We start from the raw sequence: 19,392 nt of genomic DNA, 5'->3' as shown, positions 1-19,392 counted from the left end.
TTGATTTTTGAATTTTGAATTTTGAATACAAATATAACAAACGCAGTTTATAATAATCATTTAAAATTCCTATTTTAGACGAATGAATTTTCTAGCACACATCTATCTTTCTGGAGACAACGATTTGTTGAAAATCGGCAATTTTATGGCCGATGGCATTCATGGGAAAAACTTTGATGCTTTTCCATTGGACATTCAAAAAGGAATTATTTTGCATCGTGAAATAGACACTTTTACTGATGCACATCCTATTTTTCGTCAAAGTACCAAACGATTGCATGCCAATTATCATCATTATTCTGGAATTATCGTTGATATTTTTTACGACCATTTCTTGGCAAAAAACTGGAGTAAATATTCGGATGAAACATTAGCCGATTTTACAGAACGTTTTTACCAATCATTGAGAGATAATTACGATCTTCTGAATGAGAAGACCCAAAAAATGGTGCCTTACTTGATACAGCAAAACTGGCTAATGAGTTACCAAACGATAGAAGGGATTGCATTTATTTTAGAAAAAATGGACAATCGAATGAAACGTGATTCGATTATGCGACTTTCTGTTTCCGAATTAAGAACATTTTACGCTGAATTTGAAGCTGAATTCACAGCGTTTTTTGCAACATTAATAGTACATTCGAATTTGAAAATACAGACTTTATGAATAAAACAGCCCTTAATATTTCCCTATTCTTCTTTCATTTATTTTCAATACTAACCCTAGCACAAACAGGTCTTGTTACTCAAAAAGCAATAGTCGTTTCAGCGCGGGAAGAAGCTTCAAAAATTGGTGTTGAAATTATGAAAAAAGGAGGCAATGCCTTTGACGCTATGGTTGCCACCGAATTGGCTTTGGCGGTAGCTTATCCGGTTGCGGGAAATCTTGGCGGTGGCGGATTTATGGTGTACCGAAAAGCGAATGGCGAAATAGGTTCTTTGGATTATCGCGAAAAAGCACCTTTGACAGCTTCCAAAAATATGTTTCTGGACGAAAAAGGAAATGTTATCAAAGGAAAAAGCACAGAATCTCCGCTTGCTATTGGAGTTCCCGGAACTATCGCGGGTGTTTTTGCAGTACACAAAAAATTAGGTTCTTTACCCATAGAAGAAATTTTGAAACCCGTGATTGCCTTAGCCGAAAGAGGTGTTATTGTCACCAAAAAGCAAGAAAATCAATTAAAAAATTACCACGAAGCCATTGTAAAAGTAAATAGCGCTAACTCTTTGTTTTCTATTCTATTCAAAGAAAATGACACGGTAAAGTATCTAGCTTTAGCAGCGACTTTGAAACGGATTTCAAAAAATGGAAGAGACGAATTTTACAAAGGTGAAACTGCTCAACTATTAGTTCATTATTTGCAACAAAAAGGTGCCCTCATCACAATGGAAGATTTGGCAAAATATGAAGCCAAATGGAGAACACCAATCACTTTTAAATACAAGGATTTGAAAATCATTTCGATGCCACCACCTAGCAGCGGAGGAATTTGTTTGGCCGAAATTCTCAAAATGATTGAACCCTATGATATCGCCCAAATGGGACATAATTCAACCGAAGCGATACAAGTAATTGTCGAAGCCGAACGAAGAGCTTATGCCGATAGAAGCGTTTATCTTGGTGATCCCGATTTTGTAAAAATTCCAATAAAAGGGCTGATTTCCAAAAAATATTTAAAACAAAGAATGTCGAATTTTAGTTTTGAGAAAGCTACTTTATCTTCGGATGTTAAGGAAGGAAAAGTAACTTATAAAGAAAGCACCGAAACTACTCATTATTCTATTGTAGATCAATTTGGCAATGCAATTGCAGCAACTACAACCCTAAATGACGGATTTGGTTCTAAATATTATTGTGATGAATTGGGCTTTTTCTTAAATAATGAAATGGATGATTTTAGCGTGAAACCGGGTACGCCCAATATGTTTGGATTAGTTGGGAATGAATCAAACAGTATTGCTCCACAAAAAAGAATGCTAAGTTCGATGACTCCAACTATAGTAGAGAAAAAGGGCAAATTATTTATGGTTGTGGGAACTCCGGGTGGTTCCACTATTATCACCTCGGTTTTGCAAACTATTTTGAATGTTTCGCAATTCAAAATGAGTATGCAAGAAGCGGTGAACGCACCCCGATTTCACCATCAATGGTTGCCAGATATAATCACTTTTGAACCGAATACTTTCGACACCAAAACCTTTGAAAACTTGAAAGCCAAAGGTTATATTATCAACGAAAAAATAACTCCAGTAATTGGAAAAGTAGATGCTATTTTGATATTACCCAATGGAAAATTGGAAGGCGGAGCCGATAAAAGAGGAGATGATACGGCGGTGGGATTTTAGATTGCAGATTTCAAATTGCAGATTGCAGATTTCAGATTTCAGATTTTTTTTGCCATTGCCATTGATTTTGTCATTCTGAGGAAGGAAGAATCTCAACAAACGTGAGCAACTAACACGAGATTCTTCCTTCGTCAGAATGACAAATAAAGGGTAACTTAATGACCTCGCTCTAGCCTCCGAAGGAAGAATCTCAACAAACGTGAGCAACTAACACGAGATTCTTCCTTCGTCAGAATGACAAATAAAGGGTAACTTAATGACATCGCTCTAGCCCCCGAAGGAAGAATCTCAACAAACGTGAGCAACTAACACGAGATTCTTCCTTCGTCAGAATGACAAATAAAGGGTAACTTAATGACATCGCTCTAGCCCCCGAAGTGGGAATTATAATTTTTGTAAATATGATTTTTATATCCTCTTTAGAAACCGCTTTTTATAAAGAAAGCCATCCTGAAAATGGGTTGGCGATGGCAAAATATATGCGGAATCATTTTTCATTTTTTGGAATAAAAACGGAAGATAGAAGACAGATTTTCAAGACCCTTTGCAAAGAAAACCAACTGGAAATTTTAGAAAATGCAAGAGCAATAGCATTGGAACTTTTCGAAAAAAACGAACGTGAATTTCACTATTGCGCTATAGAAATCCTAATCAAACAACTAAAAGGAAATTACAAAAAAGAAGACATTCATCTTATTGAGAAATTGTTAACCACCAATTCTTGGTGGGATAGTGTGGACACGATTGCCAAATATATTTTAGGCGAATATTTATTAGAATTCCCATTAGAAACCAAAAAAGTAATTGAGCGCTTTTCGAATTCCGAAAATTTATGGCTCAACCGAAGTGCTATTCTTTTTCAATTGGGTTACAAACAAAAAACCAATTTCGATTTACTAAAATCCGAATGCGAAAAACATAAAAATTCCAATGAGTTTTTCATTCAAAAAGCCATTGGTTGGGCTTTGAGAGAATATGCAAAAACAAATCCTCAAGCGGTAAAAAACTATGTCAGCAACACCAATTTAAAACCATTAAGCACAAAAGAAGCGCTAAAAAATATAATTTGAGATTAAAATTGTAGTAGTTTTGCATAACTCTTAAAAAGAAAAATGCTCAAAAAAATCATCCAGAAACTTGAATATTTTACCATATTAGCTCAAAACAAACTTACTAGCAAGCAGTTTATTTTTGTTTCAAGCGTTTTGGTTGGAATTTTATCCGCTTTTGCGGTAATAGTTTTGAAAACTTTTGCACATTGGGTATTTGTTTTTGCCACTTATCTTACTAGTAATACTAGTCTTTTTAAATTTGGATACATCAAAGTACTTTTGCCAGTTATCGGTATTTTACTTACCGTTTTTGTAGTCAAAAGAGTTTTGGGCGGAACTATCGAAAAAGGGACTTCTCAAATATTATATGCTGTTGCCAAAAAAGCCAGTATTATTCCAAAAAAACAAATGTATGCTCAAATCATAACAAGCTCTCTTACCGTTGGTCTAGGCGGATCGGCAGGTTTAGAAAGTCCTATTGTAATAACGGGTGCAGCATTTGGCTCCAACTATGCGCAACGATTCAAATTAAGCTACAAAGACAGAACTTTACTCATAGGTTGTGGTGTTGCCGCAGGAATTGGAGCGGCTTTTAATGCGCCAATTGCAGGCGTTTTATTTGCTATCGAAGTGTTATTGGTCGATGTGAGTATTTCTGCCTTTACTCCTATTATGATTGCAGCTGCAACAGGCGCTTTAGTATCTGTAGTTGTCTTAGACGAGACGGTTTTATTGTCCTTCAAACAACAACAAATTTTTGATTATCATAACATTCCGTATTATGTATTACTCGGAATTTGTACAGGATTTGTTGCTGTATATTATTCTAGAAATTTTCAAAGAGTGGAACATTATTTTGCCAGACTCCGATTTACCCCCTACAAAAAAGCTTTTTTTGGGGCTTCGATTTTGGCCATAATGATTTTTATTTTTCCAACATTATTTGGTGAAGGTTACGAAAGTATTAAAATATTATCCGAAAGTGACCCAGGCAAATTACTTGAAAACACTTTGTTCAGTAGTTTTAGAAACAATAGTTGGGTGCTTCTACTGTTTGTAGGATTAACAATGTTACTCAAAGTATTTGCAACCGGCATCACATTAGGAAGCGGAGGAAATGGAGGAAACTTTGCTCCCTCTCTATTTTTAGGCTCTTATGTTGGCTTTTTCTTTTCCAAATTTTTAAATTTAACTGGACTTACAGCTTTACCGATAAGCAATTTTACATTGGTAGGAATGGCGGGAATTCTTAGCGGATTGTTTCACGCTCCATTGACCGCTATCTTTCTAATTGCCGAAATTACAGGTGGTTATTCGCTAATGATTCCTTTAATGATTGTAGCCTCTATTAGTTTTGCCATTTCAAAAAGATTTGAAAAACATTCGCTGGATACAAAAAGTTTAGTAAAAAAAGGAAACGTTTTTACCAGCAACAAGGACACCAATATTCTTTCGACTTTAGACACTAATTCTATTATTCAAACCGATTATTTAACCGTTTTGCCAAATGAAAATTTGGAGAAATTAGTAGATTTGATTTCGCATTCCAATCAGGTAATTTTTGCGGTTATTAATGAAGAAAACAAAATGCTTGGTGTGGTACATTTCAATGATGTTAGAGGAATTATTTTCAATCAATATCGGGTAAAATATACTTTGATCAAAGAAATTATGAGAAAACCAATCGATGTTATCTACCCCACCGACAGTATGGAAACGGTGATGAACAAGTTCGAAAAAACAAAAGTTCACTTTTTGCCTGTTATCAAAAATGGAGACTATTTTGGGTTTATTTCTAAATCAATTGCACTTGAAGCCTACAGAACCAAACTAAAATCGATGACCATAGAATAATTTAGAATTAGTAATAATCAATATGCCAACAATAGAAACCCTTTTTTCGAAGCTCGACAACTCAAAAGTCATTGACGACTCCATTCCCTATTCGCAATATACCCCTATTGATTTATCTGTTTCAAATTCAGAATTATCTGAAGTTGACTTGAGAAATCCAAATGCTTTTGAAACTTTTATCGAAGACCACCTTCGCAAAAACAAGGCAAAAGTGGCTTTTGGAGGATATAATGAGGTGCGAAATTTATACAAACAAAAAGCTCTTTTTAATGATGAGCAAGCCAGCGAACGAAACATTCACATTGGGATAGATTTGTGGATCAAAGCCGGAACAGCAGTTTTAGCAGCTCTTGACGGAACCGTTTATGGTTTTGATTATAATACGGGAGCTGGAAATTATGGGCCAACAATTATCTTGAAACACAGTCTTGAAAATCAAACTTTCTATACTTTATACGGGCATTTATCAGCAGAAAGTATTGAAGATATTGAAATTAATACGTTTTTCAAAAAAAAACAACAACTAGCCACTTTGGGCGACTCGTCTGTAAATGGTGGTTATGCACCGCATTTGCATTTTCAAATTATTAAAAATATTGGCAAAAATTTTAGCGATTATCCCGGGGTTTGCAGCAAAAATGATTTGGAATATTATTTAGAAAATTGTCCCAATCCAAATTTATTATTGAAAATACAATAACAAATGTTCATTACTAGATTTCAAAACCAATTGAAGTGTTCTTAAAATTCGATTAAATACTTATTTGATTACTAAAATTAGACACCAAAAAAATATTTTTGTAAAATCTAAAATAAATTATTAGTTTTACTTACACATATTTTTTAAAGATGACTCCAAACGAAACCACCATAAATAAATTTTACACCGCTTTTTCAGATGGAGATGCTGAACAAATGTGCGAATACTATCATCCAAACGTACAGTTTAGTGATCCTGCATTTGGTCAATTAAAAGGCGAAGAAGTGCGTCAAATGTGGAAAATGCTTATCGAAAGAACCAAAGGAAACTTAAAAATTGACTTATCCCAAGTAAAAGCGAACGAACATCTAGGTTCCGCTTTTTGGATTGTAAAATATAATTTTAGCAAAACTAATCGCAAAATAGAAAATTCTATTTCAGCAAAATTCCTGTTTAAAGATGGCTTGATTATTAAACATACCGATGATTTTGACATTTGGAAATGGTCCAAACAAGCACTAGGAATCAAGGGATTTCTTTTGGGTTGGACTGGATTTATGCAAAATAAAATTCAAAATCAGGCTCGAATGAATCTAAAAAACTACAGTCAAAAAAAGATTCAAATTTAGAATAGTAAAGCTTACCTAAACCAAGCATATTTTTTATATCTACAGTACTTTTTTATAATTCCATTCACTGTCAAAATTATTAAAAAACCACTATAATTTTAAGAATAATTGCTTAAATTTGATAAATAATAAGTATTAACCATTGTATAATGTCGTGTTTTAAAATTAGACATAATAGTGTAACTAATTGATTTTGAATCGATAACCCTAATATTTATTCTTTTGACTATAAGACTTTTAAACTTTCGACTTACTCAGTTATTAGTTTTGAGTTTTAATTCAAATCTATTTTATTCTTTAATTTAATAATAGTATTGCTAGATGAAAACAGATAAAAATAAAGTGGAAGAACTTTCGATTTCAATACCATCTGAAATTTTCAAGCCTAATAATAGTGGAAATACTGATTTTCCTATAGTTGCGATTGGTTGTTCTGCTGGTGGACTCGAAACATTAGAACAGTTCTTTACTAATATCCCTGATGATAACGGAATGGCATTCATAATCATTCAACACCTTGACCCAAACCACATAGGTATGATGCCCGAGTTGTTGCAAAGAATGACTTCTATGACCGTTTCTCAGGTTACGGATGGTCAAAAAGTAAGACCAAACTGCGTTTATGTGATTCCTCCTAACAAAAGCATGTCGATTCTTAATAGCAAATTATATTTATTTGCACCAGTAGTAACCCACAGCATTCGCTTACCTATCGATTTTTTCTTTCGTTCGCTGGCCAATGACAGGCAGGAAAATAGTATTGGAATTATACTTTCCGGAATGGGTTCTGATGGCAGTTTAGGAGTAAAAGCCATCAAAGAAAAAAACGGAATCGTTCTCGTACAAGAACCTACTACTGCAAAATTCGATAGTATGCCAAGTAGGGCAACTGAAGCAATAGTTCCTGATATCATTGCTCCTGTAGAAGAATTACCTACTAAACTAATAGAATTTCTTAAATTTATGCCGCAAGCCAAAATAGATTTAGAATTAGATATAAAAAATAAAAGCAACCTTGACAAAATTATCATCTTACTCCGAGAACAAACGGGTCACGATTTCTCGATGTACAAAAATAGCACCTTGTTTCGCCGTATCGAAAGACGCAAAGGCATTCATAAAATAGACAAAATCCAAAATTATGTCCGATTAATGCTCGAAAACCCTAAAGAAACCGAAATACTTTTTAAAGAATTACTTATTGGCGTTACCAGCTTTTTTCGTGATCCTGAAGTCTGGAAAAAGCTAGGAGAAGAAGTACTTCCGGAAATGCTTGAAAAACTACCAAATGGGTATACATTAAGAGCTTGGGTAACGGGCTGTTCAACAGGTGAAGAAGCGTATTCGTTAGCTATTGTTTTTAAAGAAACATTAGCAAAAGTTAAAAGCCATAAAAACCTAAGTTTGCAAATATTTGCAACTGATCTTGACTATGAGGCTATAGAAAAAGCTCGAAAAGGTGTTTTTCATCAAAACATAGTTACAGATGTTTCACCTGAACGCATTTCCAAATTTTTTATTGGGGATAATGAAGGCTATCGTGTGAACGCTGCTATTAGAGAAATGATAGTTTTTGCACCACAAAACGTGATAAAAGACCCGCCTTTTACCAAACTCGATATCCTCACTTGTCGCAATATGTTGATTTATATGGAATCTGAATTGCAAAATAAATTGATGGCCCTTTTTAATTACAGCCTTAACCAAGGAGGAATTATGATACTGGGCTCAGCCGAAACTCTAGGTAATGGTAATGAAGGTTTTGAAGTTATTGACTCAAAATTAAAACTATTTAAACGTTCTTTGATACCAAGAGAATCGAGACTACTTGATTTTCCAAGTTCTTTTTCAATAACAAACAAAACAACGCCAAAAATGAAGTCGCCCCAAAAAGTTGTCGAAAATATACAAACACTCGCTGATCAAATTTTGCTTCAGCAATTTACGCCTGCCAGTGTTATGGTCAACGATAAAGGCGATATTATATACATTACCGGTCGAACTGGCAAATATCTGGAACCCGTTGCCGGAAAAGCAAACTGGAATATTTATGCCATGCTTCGTGAAGGTTTACGAATAGTATTTCCAGCAAATTTTCAAAAATCTTTAAAAACGTATGATCCAGTAAAACTGAAAAATGTAAAAATAGAAAATAGCAAAAATCAATTTGTAGACATTACAATTCAACGACTGGAAAAACCAGAAGCCATAAAAGATATGATTCTAGTTGTTTTTAATGACGTTTCTGAAATAGTAGAATCTAAAGTAGCAAATAATCTTAAAACAGCTAACCTAAGCACTTCCTCAAACAAGATAGAACTGGAGCTGGAGCTGGAGCTCAATCAATGCTTTGAAGACTTGCAAACAGTTCGTGAAGAAATGCAAACTTCGCAAGAAGAGTTAAAATCTACTAATGAGGAACTGCAATCAACAAATGAGGAATTACAGTCTACTAACGAGGAATTAACAACATCCAAGGAAGAAATGCAGAGTCTCAATGAAGAATTACAAACTGTAAACAGCGAACTTCAAAATAAGGTAGCCGATTTTTCACGGTCAATCAATGATATGAAAAACCTCCTTAATAGTACTGAAATAGCAACACTTTTTCTTGACAAAGAACTAAATATTCGCCGATTTACTGATCCAATTACTGAAATATTTAAAGTACGTGCCTCCGATATTGGAAGACCTTTTACCGATTTGGTTACCGACTTAAAATATCCAGAAATAGGAACAAACGCAAAATTAGTTATCAAAAACCTGACTTCAATAGAAAACGAAATCGAAACAATTGATGAAAGATGGTTTAATATAAAGATTATGCCATACCGCACTATTGATGATCATATTGATGGATTAGTGTTCACCTTTAATAATATTACAAAGTTTAAAAAACTAGAATTAGAACTAAAGAACGCTAATAAATCATTAGAGTTAAATAGAGAAACACAATATCGTCACCTATTCGAATCCGCCAAAGACGGAATTCTTATGCTGGATGCTGATACTGGAAAAATTACTGATGTAAATCCTTTTTTAATTAAACTTTTGGGCTATTCAAAAGAAGAATTTCTTGAAAAAGCAATTTGGGAAATTGGATTTCTCAAAGACATCATTGCCAATAAAGAAAACTTTACTGAATTACAGAAAAAAAGCATCATTCGATATGAAAACTTGCCACTAGAATCTGCTAAGGGAAAAAAGATTTATGTAGAGTTCATTAGTAATCAATATAAAGTAGATAATCATAAAGTAATTCAGTGTTTTATTCGTGATATCACAGAGAAAAAACTGGCAGAAGATATCCTCAAAAAAAACAATACAATTTTATAATTTATACACAAGTATCCCAAAAATAATATTTCAAAAAATAGTATCTGTTTATGAAAGATAAAGCAACCCCATCAGAAGCAGACATCCTTCGTCAAGAAGCCGAAGAACAACTTAAAAACAAGTCGATAAAAAAAGTTAAACCTATTTCTGATATCGAAATTCTTAAACTTATTCACGAGCTTGAAGTACACCAGATCGAACTCGAAATGCAGCACGATGAACTGCTTTTGGCAAAAAAGAAAGCAGATACTGATGCCGAAAAATACACAAATTTATATGATTTTGCTCCCTCTGGATATTTCACACTTTCGAAAGATGCAGAAATTAAAGAACTCAATTTCAGATGTGCAAATTTGTTGGGAAAAGAACGTTCGCTATTATTAAACAAACGTTTTGCCCTTTTTGTGTCTGACCAAACTAGACCAATATTCAATATATTTCTCGAAAAACTATTAGAGACTAAAACAACACAATCTTGTGAGATATCGTTGACTAATCTCTCTTTTTATGTAAATCTTTCAGGAATCAGTAGCGAAGATGGAGAACAATGTTTGGTTACTATGCAAGACATTAGCCAACTCAAAAAAGCAGAAATTCAAATAAAAATTAGTGAAGAAAAATACCGTGCTCTTTTTGAATCGAACAGAGATAGTATCACCATATTTAGACTAGATTCTGATGGTAATCCAGGTAAATTCATTGAAACAAATAAAGCTACAACTGAAATTTTTGGTTATTCTAAAGCGGAGTTTTTAACTCAGAGTATTAAAGATATTGAAATTGTAACCGATAAAAGAATTGAAACTTACAAGTTTAAAGAAAAAATAAATTTTGAAACAATTATCAAAGACAAAGAAGGAAACCAGAGAAATGTTGAGATAGAAGCCACTTTAATTAGCTATCTTGATGAACCTGCGGTAATGTATATTATACGAGACATTACAGAGCGTAAACTATCTGAAGATAAAATTAGAAAAGTACAAGAGAATTTGGCTACCATCCTTGAATCTATACCTGATATTTTATTTGAAGTTGGGATTGACGGAAAGATATATCATTATCAAACCCATGACGAAGATCTGCTTGCCCTTCCACCATCAAAATTTATGGGTAAAACATTTCAAGAAACTCTACCTGCAGATGTTGCAAAAACGTGTATGGAGGCAATTGAGGAAGCCGACAAAAAAGGCTGGTCTGCAGGAAAACAATATGCTCTAGACTTGAAACAAGGAAGATTTTGGTTTGAAATTTCTGTTTCACCAATAAAAGGTAAAAACATTCTTGATACACACTTTATTTTAATCGCCAGAGATATTACTAATCGCAAAATGGCTGAAGAAAAATTGAGAGATGAAAAAGAACGCATTCGAACTATTTTAGAATTGGCCGGAAATCCAATATTTCTCAAAGATAACGACCACAGGATTACCTATGCCAATAGCGCTTTTAATAATTTATTTGGTTTTGATAAAGAAAGTGTAATTGGCAAAACCCTAGTCGAAAACATTACTAAAGATGAAATAGAGCTTTGTTTCAAAATAGACAGAGATGTACTTGATACAGGCATTCCAGATAGTAGAGAGGAAAAAATTACCGTGAAAGGAGTAGAACTCACCATCATTGCAAGCAAGACCCGATTTATAGAAGAATCAGGAATCAAGTCGCTGGTAGGTTCTATCTTTGACATTACAGACCGAAAGAATGCAGAAAAAGCTTTGGAAAATGAAAAACGCAGATTGGCTGTAATCCTAATTGGCACTGGAGCAGGAACTTGGGAATGGAATATTCAAACTGGAGCAACAATTTTCAACGATCAATGGGCCAAAATAATTGGTTACACCTTAGAAGAACTAGCTCCCGTTTCTATCGAAACCTGGACAAAATATACCCATCCTGATGATTTAAAATGTTCTAATGAAAAATTAGAAAAGCACTTCAAAGGAGAGCTTGATTTTTATGAGAACGAAGCTAGAATGAAGCACAAAAACGGAGATTGGATTTGGGTTCTCGATCGTGGTAAAATAAATGAATGGGATTTAGAGGGCAAACCACTATTAATGTCCGGAACGCATCTGGATATTACAGAAAAAAAACAAGCAGAAAAAGCTAAGGAAGTAGTATTAAATCTTTTCAATACTATTACTAGCCACCTGCCGGGAGTCGTTTACCAATATTTGTTGCGCCCTGATGGGAGTTCCTGTTTTCCTTTTGCCAGTGACGGAATCGCTGAAATTTTTGACCTTACCCCCGAAGAAGTCCGTGAAGATGCCAGTAAAGTATTTGCAACTGTTCATCCGGATGACTACGAGGCGTTAGTAGCTTCTATTCAGAAATCTGCAAAATACTTGACCCCTTGGAAACACGAATATTGTATCAAGGTAAAAGATGGTGAAGTTCGTCATCTTTACGGTAATGCAAAACCTCAAAAGCTTGATGATGGATCAGTGCTTTGGCATGGCTATATACTTGATATCTCTGAAAAGAAAATTAGTGAAAATTCTTTAAAAGAAAGTGAAGAAAAATACCGTAGTCTGGTAGAAAACTCACCTGATGGTGTTGTGATTTATATAGACGATAAAATTGCTTTTATCAACAGTGAAGGCGTTCGAATGTTAGGCGCAAAAAGTAAGGAAGAAATTATAGGCAAACACGTTTTTCAATTTGTACATCCTGCTAGTATTAAAGAGCTAACCCAAAGAATGAAAGAAATCGTTGCAGATAATTATATATCAACAACTGTCGAGGAAAAATTTATAAGAGTAGATGGAACTCCATTTGATGTGGAGGTTAAAGGAATTCCCACCTTTTTTGAACATAAAAAAGCGGTTCAAATTATTGTTCATGATATTACTTTACGCAAGCAAACCAGTATAGAATTATATAAAATCAATCGGGTTTATGCTTTAATTAGCCAAATCAATAATTTAATTATCAGAACACATAATCAAGAAGAATTATTTCAGGAGATATGCAATATTGCTGTTAATTTTGGAAAATTCCGAATGAGTTGGATTGGGTTACTCAATGATGATAATAAAATACTTACAGCAGCATATAGCGGATATGAAAATGGATACTTTGCAAAAAGTAATATAACTATAAAACAAGATGTTCCCGAAGGAAGAGGCCCAACAGGAATTGCAATGCGTGAAAGAAGAACTGTGATTTGTAATGATATTGCAAAAGATAAAATGATGAAAATCTGGCGTAAAGATGCGCTAGAACGGGGGTATTATTCGGTAATTTCGATTCCTATAATCGTTCGCAACAAAATAATTGGTGCGTTCAACTTGTATTCTGATGAAACCAACTTTTTTTCGTCAGAGCAAGAAATTTCATTACTCGAAAAAATTATTCTAAACATATCCTTTGCTCTTGAAAAAATTCAAATAGAACAGGATCGCAGAATAACCGAAGAAAAAATTCGACAACTCTCGCAGGCGGTAGAGCAAAGTCCCGTTACGATTGTGATAACAAATACGAAAGGCGAAATTGAATACGTCAACCCAAAATTTGTCGAGACCACCGGATATACTCTTGAGGAAGTAGTCAGTCAAAATCCAAGGGTTTTAAAATCAGGTTATACCTCGACTGACGAATATAAAATGTTATGGAATACTATAAGTAAAGGCAAAGAATGGCATGGCGAATTTCATAACAAGAGAAAAAACGGAACACTGTTCTGGGAATCCGCTTCGATTTCTCCGATTGTAAACATCGATGGCCAAACAACTCACTTTATCGCCATCAAAGAAGACATCACCCATCGCAAAGATGCGGAAAAAGAATTGGTCAAATCAAAAGAACGTGCCGAAGAAAGCGATCGTTTAAAACTAGTTTTCCTTGCTAATATGAGCCACGAAATTCGCACGCCTATGAACGGAATTCTGGGCTTTACTGAGCTTTTAAAAGAACCATACTTATCCGGTAAAGAACAGCAAGAATATATTGAAATTATTGAAAAAAGTGGCAAGCGAATGCTAAATATTATCAATGACATCATAAGCATTTCAAAAGTAGAATCAGGACAAATAGAAGTTTCCTTGTCAGAAACCAATATTAATGAACAAATACAATACATTCAAACTTTCTTTAAACCTGAAGCTAAACTAAAAGGAATTGAACTTTATATTTCGAAACAATTAGCATCAGAGGATGCTTTAGTAAAAACAGATCGAGAAAAAATCTATGCTGTTCTGACCAATCTAGTTAAAAATGCGCTAAAATTTACTAATGAAGGTTCGATTGAATTTGGTTGTGAAAAAAAAGGAAATCACTTAGAATTTTTTATTAAAGATACAGGTTTGGGAATTTCAAAATCACAGATAAAAATAATTTTCGAAAGATTCAGGCAAGCCGATGAAACCATTAGCCGAACTCATGAAGGTTCAGGATTGGGATTGGCAATTTCAAAAGCTTATATTGAAATGCTAGGCGGAAAAATATGGGTTGAAAGCAAACAGGGAAAAGGAAGTACTTTTTATTTCACCATTCCTTTGAATGTTGAAAACAAATCCGAAAAAATAATTGCGGTAGAAAAAGAGGTTTCTGTAGTAAAAGAGAGCAAATCTATTAAAAACCTGAAAGTATTGATTGTAGAAGACGATGCCATATCTAAATTACTGATTATCATTGCCGTAAAACCATACAGTAAAGAAATTTTAAAAGTGAACAACGGCCTCGAAGCCATAGAAGCCTGTCGCAATAATCCTGACATCGATCTGGTTATGATGGATATAAATATGCCAGAAATGGGTGGTTATGAAGCCACGAAAAATATCCGAAAATTCAACAAAGACTTAATTATTATTGCGCAAACAGCAAACGGAATGAAAAGTGACCGTGACAACGCCATTGCAGCAGGGTGTACAGATTATATTTCGAAACCAATAGATATAACCTCATTGGGGAATTTGATACAAAAATATTTTAGCAAATAATTGATTCTAAATGTTGGTATAATGTAGGTTGTTTTAATTGGGTAATTGAAGTCCTTTTATGGACATTTTATTCAAAAGTGTATATTAGAAATAATCAAAATAAAAAAATTAAATTTTTATATGGAGACAAAAAAAATTACAAACGAAACTATACCTGCTAACTATGATAAGTATCGTATTTTTTTCGATTCAAATAGAGATAGTATTACCTTGTTTAGATTAGATTCTGAGGGGAAACCCGGTAAATTTATAGAAGTAAATCCAGCTACTACAGCACTTTTTGGTTATACCAAAAGAGAGCTCTTGTCATTGAGTATTTTAGATATTGAAACAATACCAGATCCAATACGAGAAGAGAGAATCAATGCTTTATTAGCACAAGGAAAAACAGCTTTTGAAACTACCATCAAAGACAAAAAAGGCAATGACAAATTTGTCGAAATAGAAACCATTATAATCAATTATGAGAATAAACCTGCTGTGATGAATATTACTAGGGACATTACAGAGCGCAAAATAGCTGAAAATGAATTGCAAGCAAACAAAGATAATTTACAATCTATTTTTGATTCAGTTTCAGAAGCGATTTATGTTATTGACGAAAATGGAACCTTTATCGATGTAAACAAAGGAGCCGAAAAAATGTATCAATATTCTAGAGAAGAACTCATAGGAAAAAGCCCTGAAAGTGTGTCAGCACCCGGTCTTAATAATCTAGAAGAGGTAAATAGAATCTTGCAATCGGTTTTCGAAAATGGAATTCCAATATCACTTGAATTTTGGGCGGTACGCAAAAATGGTGAAATTTTTCCAAAAGATGTGGTTACTAACAAAGGAAAATATAAGGGCAAAGATGTTCTAATTGTAACTGCTCGTGATATTTCCAATCGGAAAAAAAATGAAAAGGCACTAAAAAAGACTCAAGAGAAACTAAATAAAATATTCAACCTAGCCAATTCAGGAATTGTTTTAGCCGATACAGATGGAAATTTTTTGGAATTCAACAATTGGTGGTTAAAAATGACTGACTATTCTCAAAAAGAGTTTGGTAAAATGAAAAACTTTAGCTTTACCCATCCAGATGATATAGAAAAAAGCCAGATGTGGTTGGATAAAATAAACAGTGGTGAAATTGATAAATATCAAATAGAAAATCGTTACTTAAGAAAGGATGGAACTGTTTTTTGGGGCGAATCATCCGTCTCAGCCATTAAGGATAAAGACAATAAAATTACAAATACAATTGGGATCGTAACCGATATAACCGAGCGAAAACAAGCCGAAGAAGCATTGCGAGAAAGCGAAGAAAAATATCGAGGATTAGTAGAAAACTCTCCCGATGGAATTGTTACCTATGTTCAAGACAAAATCACTTATGTAAATAGTGAAGCGCTTCGAATAGTGAGAGCAAATAGTTACGACCAAATTATTGGAAAAAGCGTTTTAGAATTCATTCATCCAGAAAGCAAAGACAGTGTCATTCAAAGAATGAAAGATTTGGTTTTGGGCAATATTGCGTCTCAAATTGTCGAAGAAAAACTCATCACAATATCGGGAGAAACGGTATATGCAGAACTAAAAGCAATACCTACCCTCTTCGAATATCAAAACGCAGTTCAAGTCATTATTCATGATATTACAGAACGCAAACGTACTCAAGAAAAAATCAAACAACTGTCACAAGCGGTTGAGCAAAGCCCAGTGGCTATTATGATCACGAATACATTAGGAATTATCGAATATGTCAATCCAAAGTTCCTAGAAACTACTGGTTATTCCTATAACGAAATTATTGGAAATAATCCTCGTATTTTAAAATCAGGACATACCTCTTTTTCTGAATACAAAAATCTATGGGACACTCTAGTCTCTGGAAATGAATGGTTTGGAGAATTCAACAATAAGAAAAAAGATGGCACGCTCTATTGGGAATCTGCCTCTATTTCCCCTATTTTAAATTCTCAAGGAATAACAACACATTATATTGCTATCAAAGAAGATATTACAGAACGCAAACTTATCGAACAACAATTAATCAAAGCCAAAGAAAAAGCGGAAGAAAGTGACCGCTTAAAATTAGCTTTCCTTGCCAATATGAGCCACGAAATTCGAACCCCAATGAACGGAATTCTGGGCTTTACTGAACTCCTGAAAGACGAAAATCTATCAGTGGAGGTACAACAAGAATACATAAAAATTATTGAGAAAAGCGGGAAACGAATGCTGAATGTTATCAATGATATTATCAATATTTCAAAAGTAGAATCAGGACAAATAGAAGTAACCGCATCTGAAACTAATGTAAATGAACAGTTTGATTATTTACTAACGTTCTTTAAACCTGAAACTACTCATAAAAACATATCGCTTTTATTGACCAAAGAATTGTCTTCAAAAGATACTTATATCAAAACAGATCGTGAAAAATTGTATGCCATTCTCACCAATCTCATAAAAAATGCCATCAAATTTACAAATGATGGTTCCATCGAATTTGGTTGTGTAAAAAAAGGGAAGTTCCTAGAGTTTTTCGTGAAAGATTCGGGTATAGGTATATCCGATTCTCAGAAAAAAATAATTTTCGAAAGATTCCGGCAAGCCAATGACACCACAAGCCGAAGCCACGAAGGTTCTGGCTTAGGTTTAGCCATTTCCAAAGCATACGTAGAAATACAAGGAGGGAAAATATGGGTCGAAAGCAAAGAAGGCCTTGGAAGCACTTTTCATTTCACATTACCTTTCCATTCTGAATATGAACTTAAAGATAAAATGGTTGCCAATAATATAAAAATAAGTATCAAAGAGGAAAACGAAATTAATAATCTAAAAGTACTCATAGTCGAAGACGATTCAATCTCAAAACTACTCATCACCATTGCCGTAAAACCCTATAGCAATAATATTATGAAAGTAAGTACAGGCTATGAAGCCATCGAAGCTTGCCGAAATAATCCGGATATCGATCTTGTAATGATGGATATAAATATGCCAAAAATGGGAGGTTATGAAGCCACAAAACAAATAAGAAAATTCAATAAAGACATCGTGATTATTGCCCAAACTGCTAACGGAATGCAAAGTGACCACGACAAAGCACTTGCTGCTGGATGTACAGATTATATCTCAAAACCTGTAAATATTACCACATTGAGTAAGATGATTTGTAAATATTTCAAAAAGTAACCTAGTAGTATAGTCATTGCGAGACCCGTGGCAAAGCAATAAACTACCTCGGGGTAGAGACCCAGAGATTGTAACGAAATAATAGTCAATGATTACTTCGTCTATTCGACCTTTGATCTCGGGTCACAGATTTCCAATAATAAAAATTCCGATTATCCCGAACGTATCCCGCTTGAAAATCAAATAAAACGGAATAATCGAATTATTTTTGAAATCTAAAAAACATCAAAATCAAAGGTCCAATCCAACTCCTTTTCATACCACAATTGACCTTGAGAAACGAGCAACGGACAATCAAAATTATTGGTATATAAAGCTCCTGTTCCAAGTCCTTGTGGCATATAATTCTGTTGTAAAAACGTCCATTGTGCAATGGCATTTAGTCCAATATTAGACTCTAAAGCCGAGGTAATCCACCATCCAATATTGTATTTTTCAGCGAGTAAAATCCACTCTTTTGTCCCTCGAAAACCACCCACAAAACTAGGCTTCAAAATGATGTATTGGGGTTTTATTTTTTGCAATAAAGCTTCCTTTTCTTCCAATAAAAAGACACCAATCAGCTCTTCGTCCAAAGCTATGGGAATTGGAGTAATTTTACACAACTCTGCCATCCTGTCAGTATTGTTTTTTTTTATTGGCTGTTCTATGCTATGTAATTTAAAACCAGTTAATTGACTTAACTTATCTAAAGCTAAAGTTACATCAAAAGCACCGTTAGCATCGACCCTAATTTCGACTTGTTCTGGGGTGAAATGTTGCCGAATAAAACGCAATAATTGCAGTTCTTTATCAAAATCTATAGCGCCGATTTTGAGTTTTACACATCGAAAACCATCGGCTAGTTTTTCCTCTATTTGTTGCTTCATAAACGACTCCTCGCCCATCCAAACCAAACCGTTTATTTCGATGCTTGTTTTTCCATTTGTGAAGTCCGAAGGAAAGAGTAAAAAAGGGTTTTCACTCCTCAAAGATTGGAACGCCATTTCGACTCCAAACTGTATCGAAGGGAACTCGATTAAGAATTCCCAAAGTTGGTTTTCACCAAGCTCAATATTATCACAACTCCATTGTAATTTGGCTTCATAATCAGGTCGGTCGTCTGCGCTTAATCCTCTCAAGATGCCACACTCGCCTATTCCCTTTTTACCGTCCTTTTCTAGAATGATAAACCAGGTTTCTTTCACGGTCATCACACCGCGAGACGTTCCCGAAGGTTGTTTAAAATTGAGAATGTATTTGTGGTAAGTTGCTTTCAAAAGTTAGAAGTTAGAAGTTAGAGGTTAGAGGTTAGAGGTTAGAGGTTAGAGGTTAGAGGTTAGAGGTTAGAGGTTAGAGGTTAGAGGTTAGAG

10 protein-coding genes are annotated in these 19,392 nt (G+C 34.2%); 9 read left to right on the top strand and 1 reads right to left on the bottom strand.

The features are described 5' to 3' along the window. Positions 1-82 precede the first annotated feature (82 nt). The 9 genes from FNW17_RS13830 (at position 83) to FNW17_RS13790 (ending at position 18,040) form a co-directional block, all read left to right on the top strand. A complete protein-coding gene (locus FNW17_RS13830) occupies positions 83-667 on the top strand; it encodes an acyl carrier protein phosphodiesterase (RefSeq protein ID WP_144071958.1) in 585 nt (194 codons plus the stop codon). Further along, positions 664-2,346, top strand: coding sequence for a gamma-glutamyltransferase (ggt, locus tag FNW17_RS13825; protein ID WP_144071957.1), 1,683 nt, complete (start codon positions 664-666; stop codon positions 2,344-2,346). Before FNW17_RS13830 ends, ggt begins: the two co-directional genes overlap by 4 nt. 401 nt (positions 2,347-2,747) lie before the next feature. Then, positions 2,748-3,416 carry a DNA alkylation repair protein gene (locus FNW17_RS13820; protein ID WP_144071956.1) on the top strand — a complete coding sequence of 223 codons (669 nt, stop codon included), beginning with the start codon at positions 2,748-2,750 and terminating at the stop codon, positions 3,414-3,416. Between the two features lie 42 nt (positions 3,417-3,458). Further along, positions 3,459-5,252, top strand: a complete 1,794-nt coding sequence (locus tag FNW17_RS13815; protein WP_144071955.1) for a chloride channel protein — start codon at positions 3,459-3,461, stop codon at positions 5,250-5,252. 22 nt (positions 5,253-5,274) lie between these two features. Then, positions 5,275-5,952 (top strand): peptidoglycan DD-metalloendopeptidase family protein, encoded by a 678-nt coding sequence (locus FNW17_RS13810; RefSeq protein WP_144071954.1) that lies wholly within the window; start codon positions 5,275-5,277, stop codon positions 5,950-5,952. Between the two features lie 149 nt (positions 5,953-6,101). Further along, positions 6,102-6,581 (top strand): nuclear transport factor 2 family protein, encoded by a 480-nt coding sequence (locus FNW17_RS13805; RefSeq protein WP_143391360.1) that lies wholly within the window; start codon positions 6,102-6,104, stop codon positions 6,579-6,581. Between the two features lie 321 nt (positions 6,582-6,902). Continuing rightward, on the top strand, positions 6,903-9,917 hold the full coding sequence (locus FNW17_RS13800) for a chemotaxis protein CheB (RefSeq protein ID WP_144071953.1): 3,015 nt from the start codon (positions 6,903-6,905) through the stop codon (positions 9,915-9,917). A 50-nt stretch (positions 9,918-9,967) separates the two neighbouring features. After that, positions 9,968-14,857 carry a PAS domain S-box protein gene (locus FNW17_RS13795; protein ID WP_144071952.1) on the top strand — a complete coding sequence of 1,630 codons (4,890 nt, stop codon included), beginning with the start codon at positions 9,968-9,970 and terminating at the stop codon, positions 14,855-14,857. A 120-nt stretch (positions 14,858-14,977) separates the two neighbouring features. Further along, positions 14,978-18,040, top strand: a complete 3,063-nt coding sequence (locus FNW17_RS13790) for a PAS domain-containing hybrid sensor histidine kinase/response regulator (RefSeq protein WP_144071951.1) — start codon at positions 14,978-14,980, stop codon at positions 18,038-18,040. A 215-nt stretch (positions 18,041-18,255) separates the two neighbouring features. On the opposite strand, the gene FNW17_RS13785 is transcribed toward FNW17_RS13790, so the two are convergent. Next, a complete protein-coding gene (locus FNW17_RS13785) occupies positions 18,256-19,299 on the bottom strand; it encodes an o-succinylbenzoate synthase (RefSeq protein ID WP_144071950.1) in 1,044 nt (347 codons plus the stop codon). Positions 19,300-19,392: the final 93 nt, after the last annotated feature.

Source organism: Flavobacterium franklandianum, assembly GCF_007097365.1.
GTDB classification, from domain to species: domain Bacteria; phylum Bacteroidota; class Bacteroidia; order Flavobacteriales; family Flavobacteriaceae; genus Flavobacterium; species Flavobacterium franklandianum.
The sequence above is the reverse complement of the archived record's forward strand: the minus strand, read 5'-3'. Positions and strand labels throughout refer to the sequence as shown.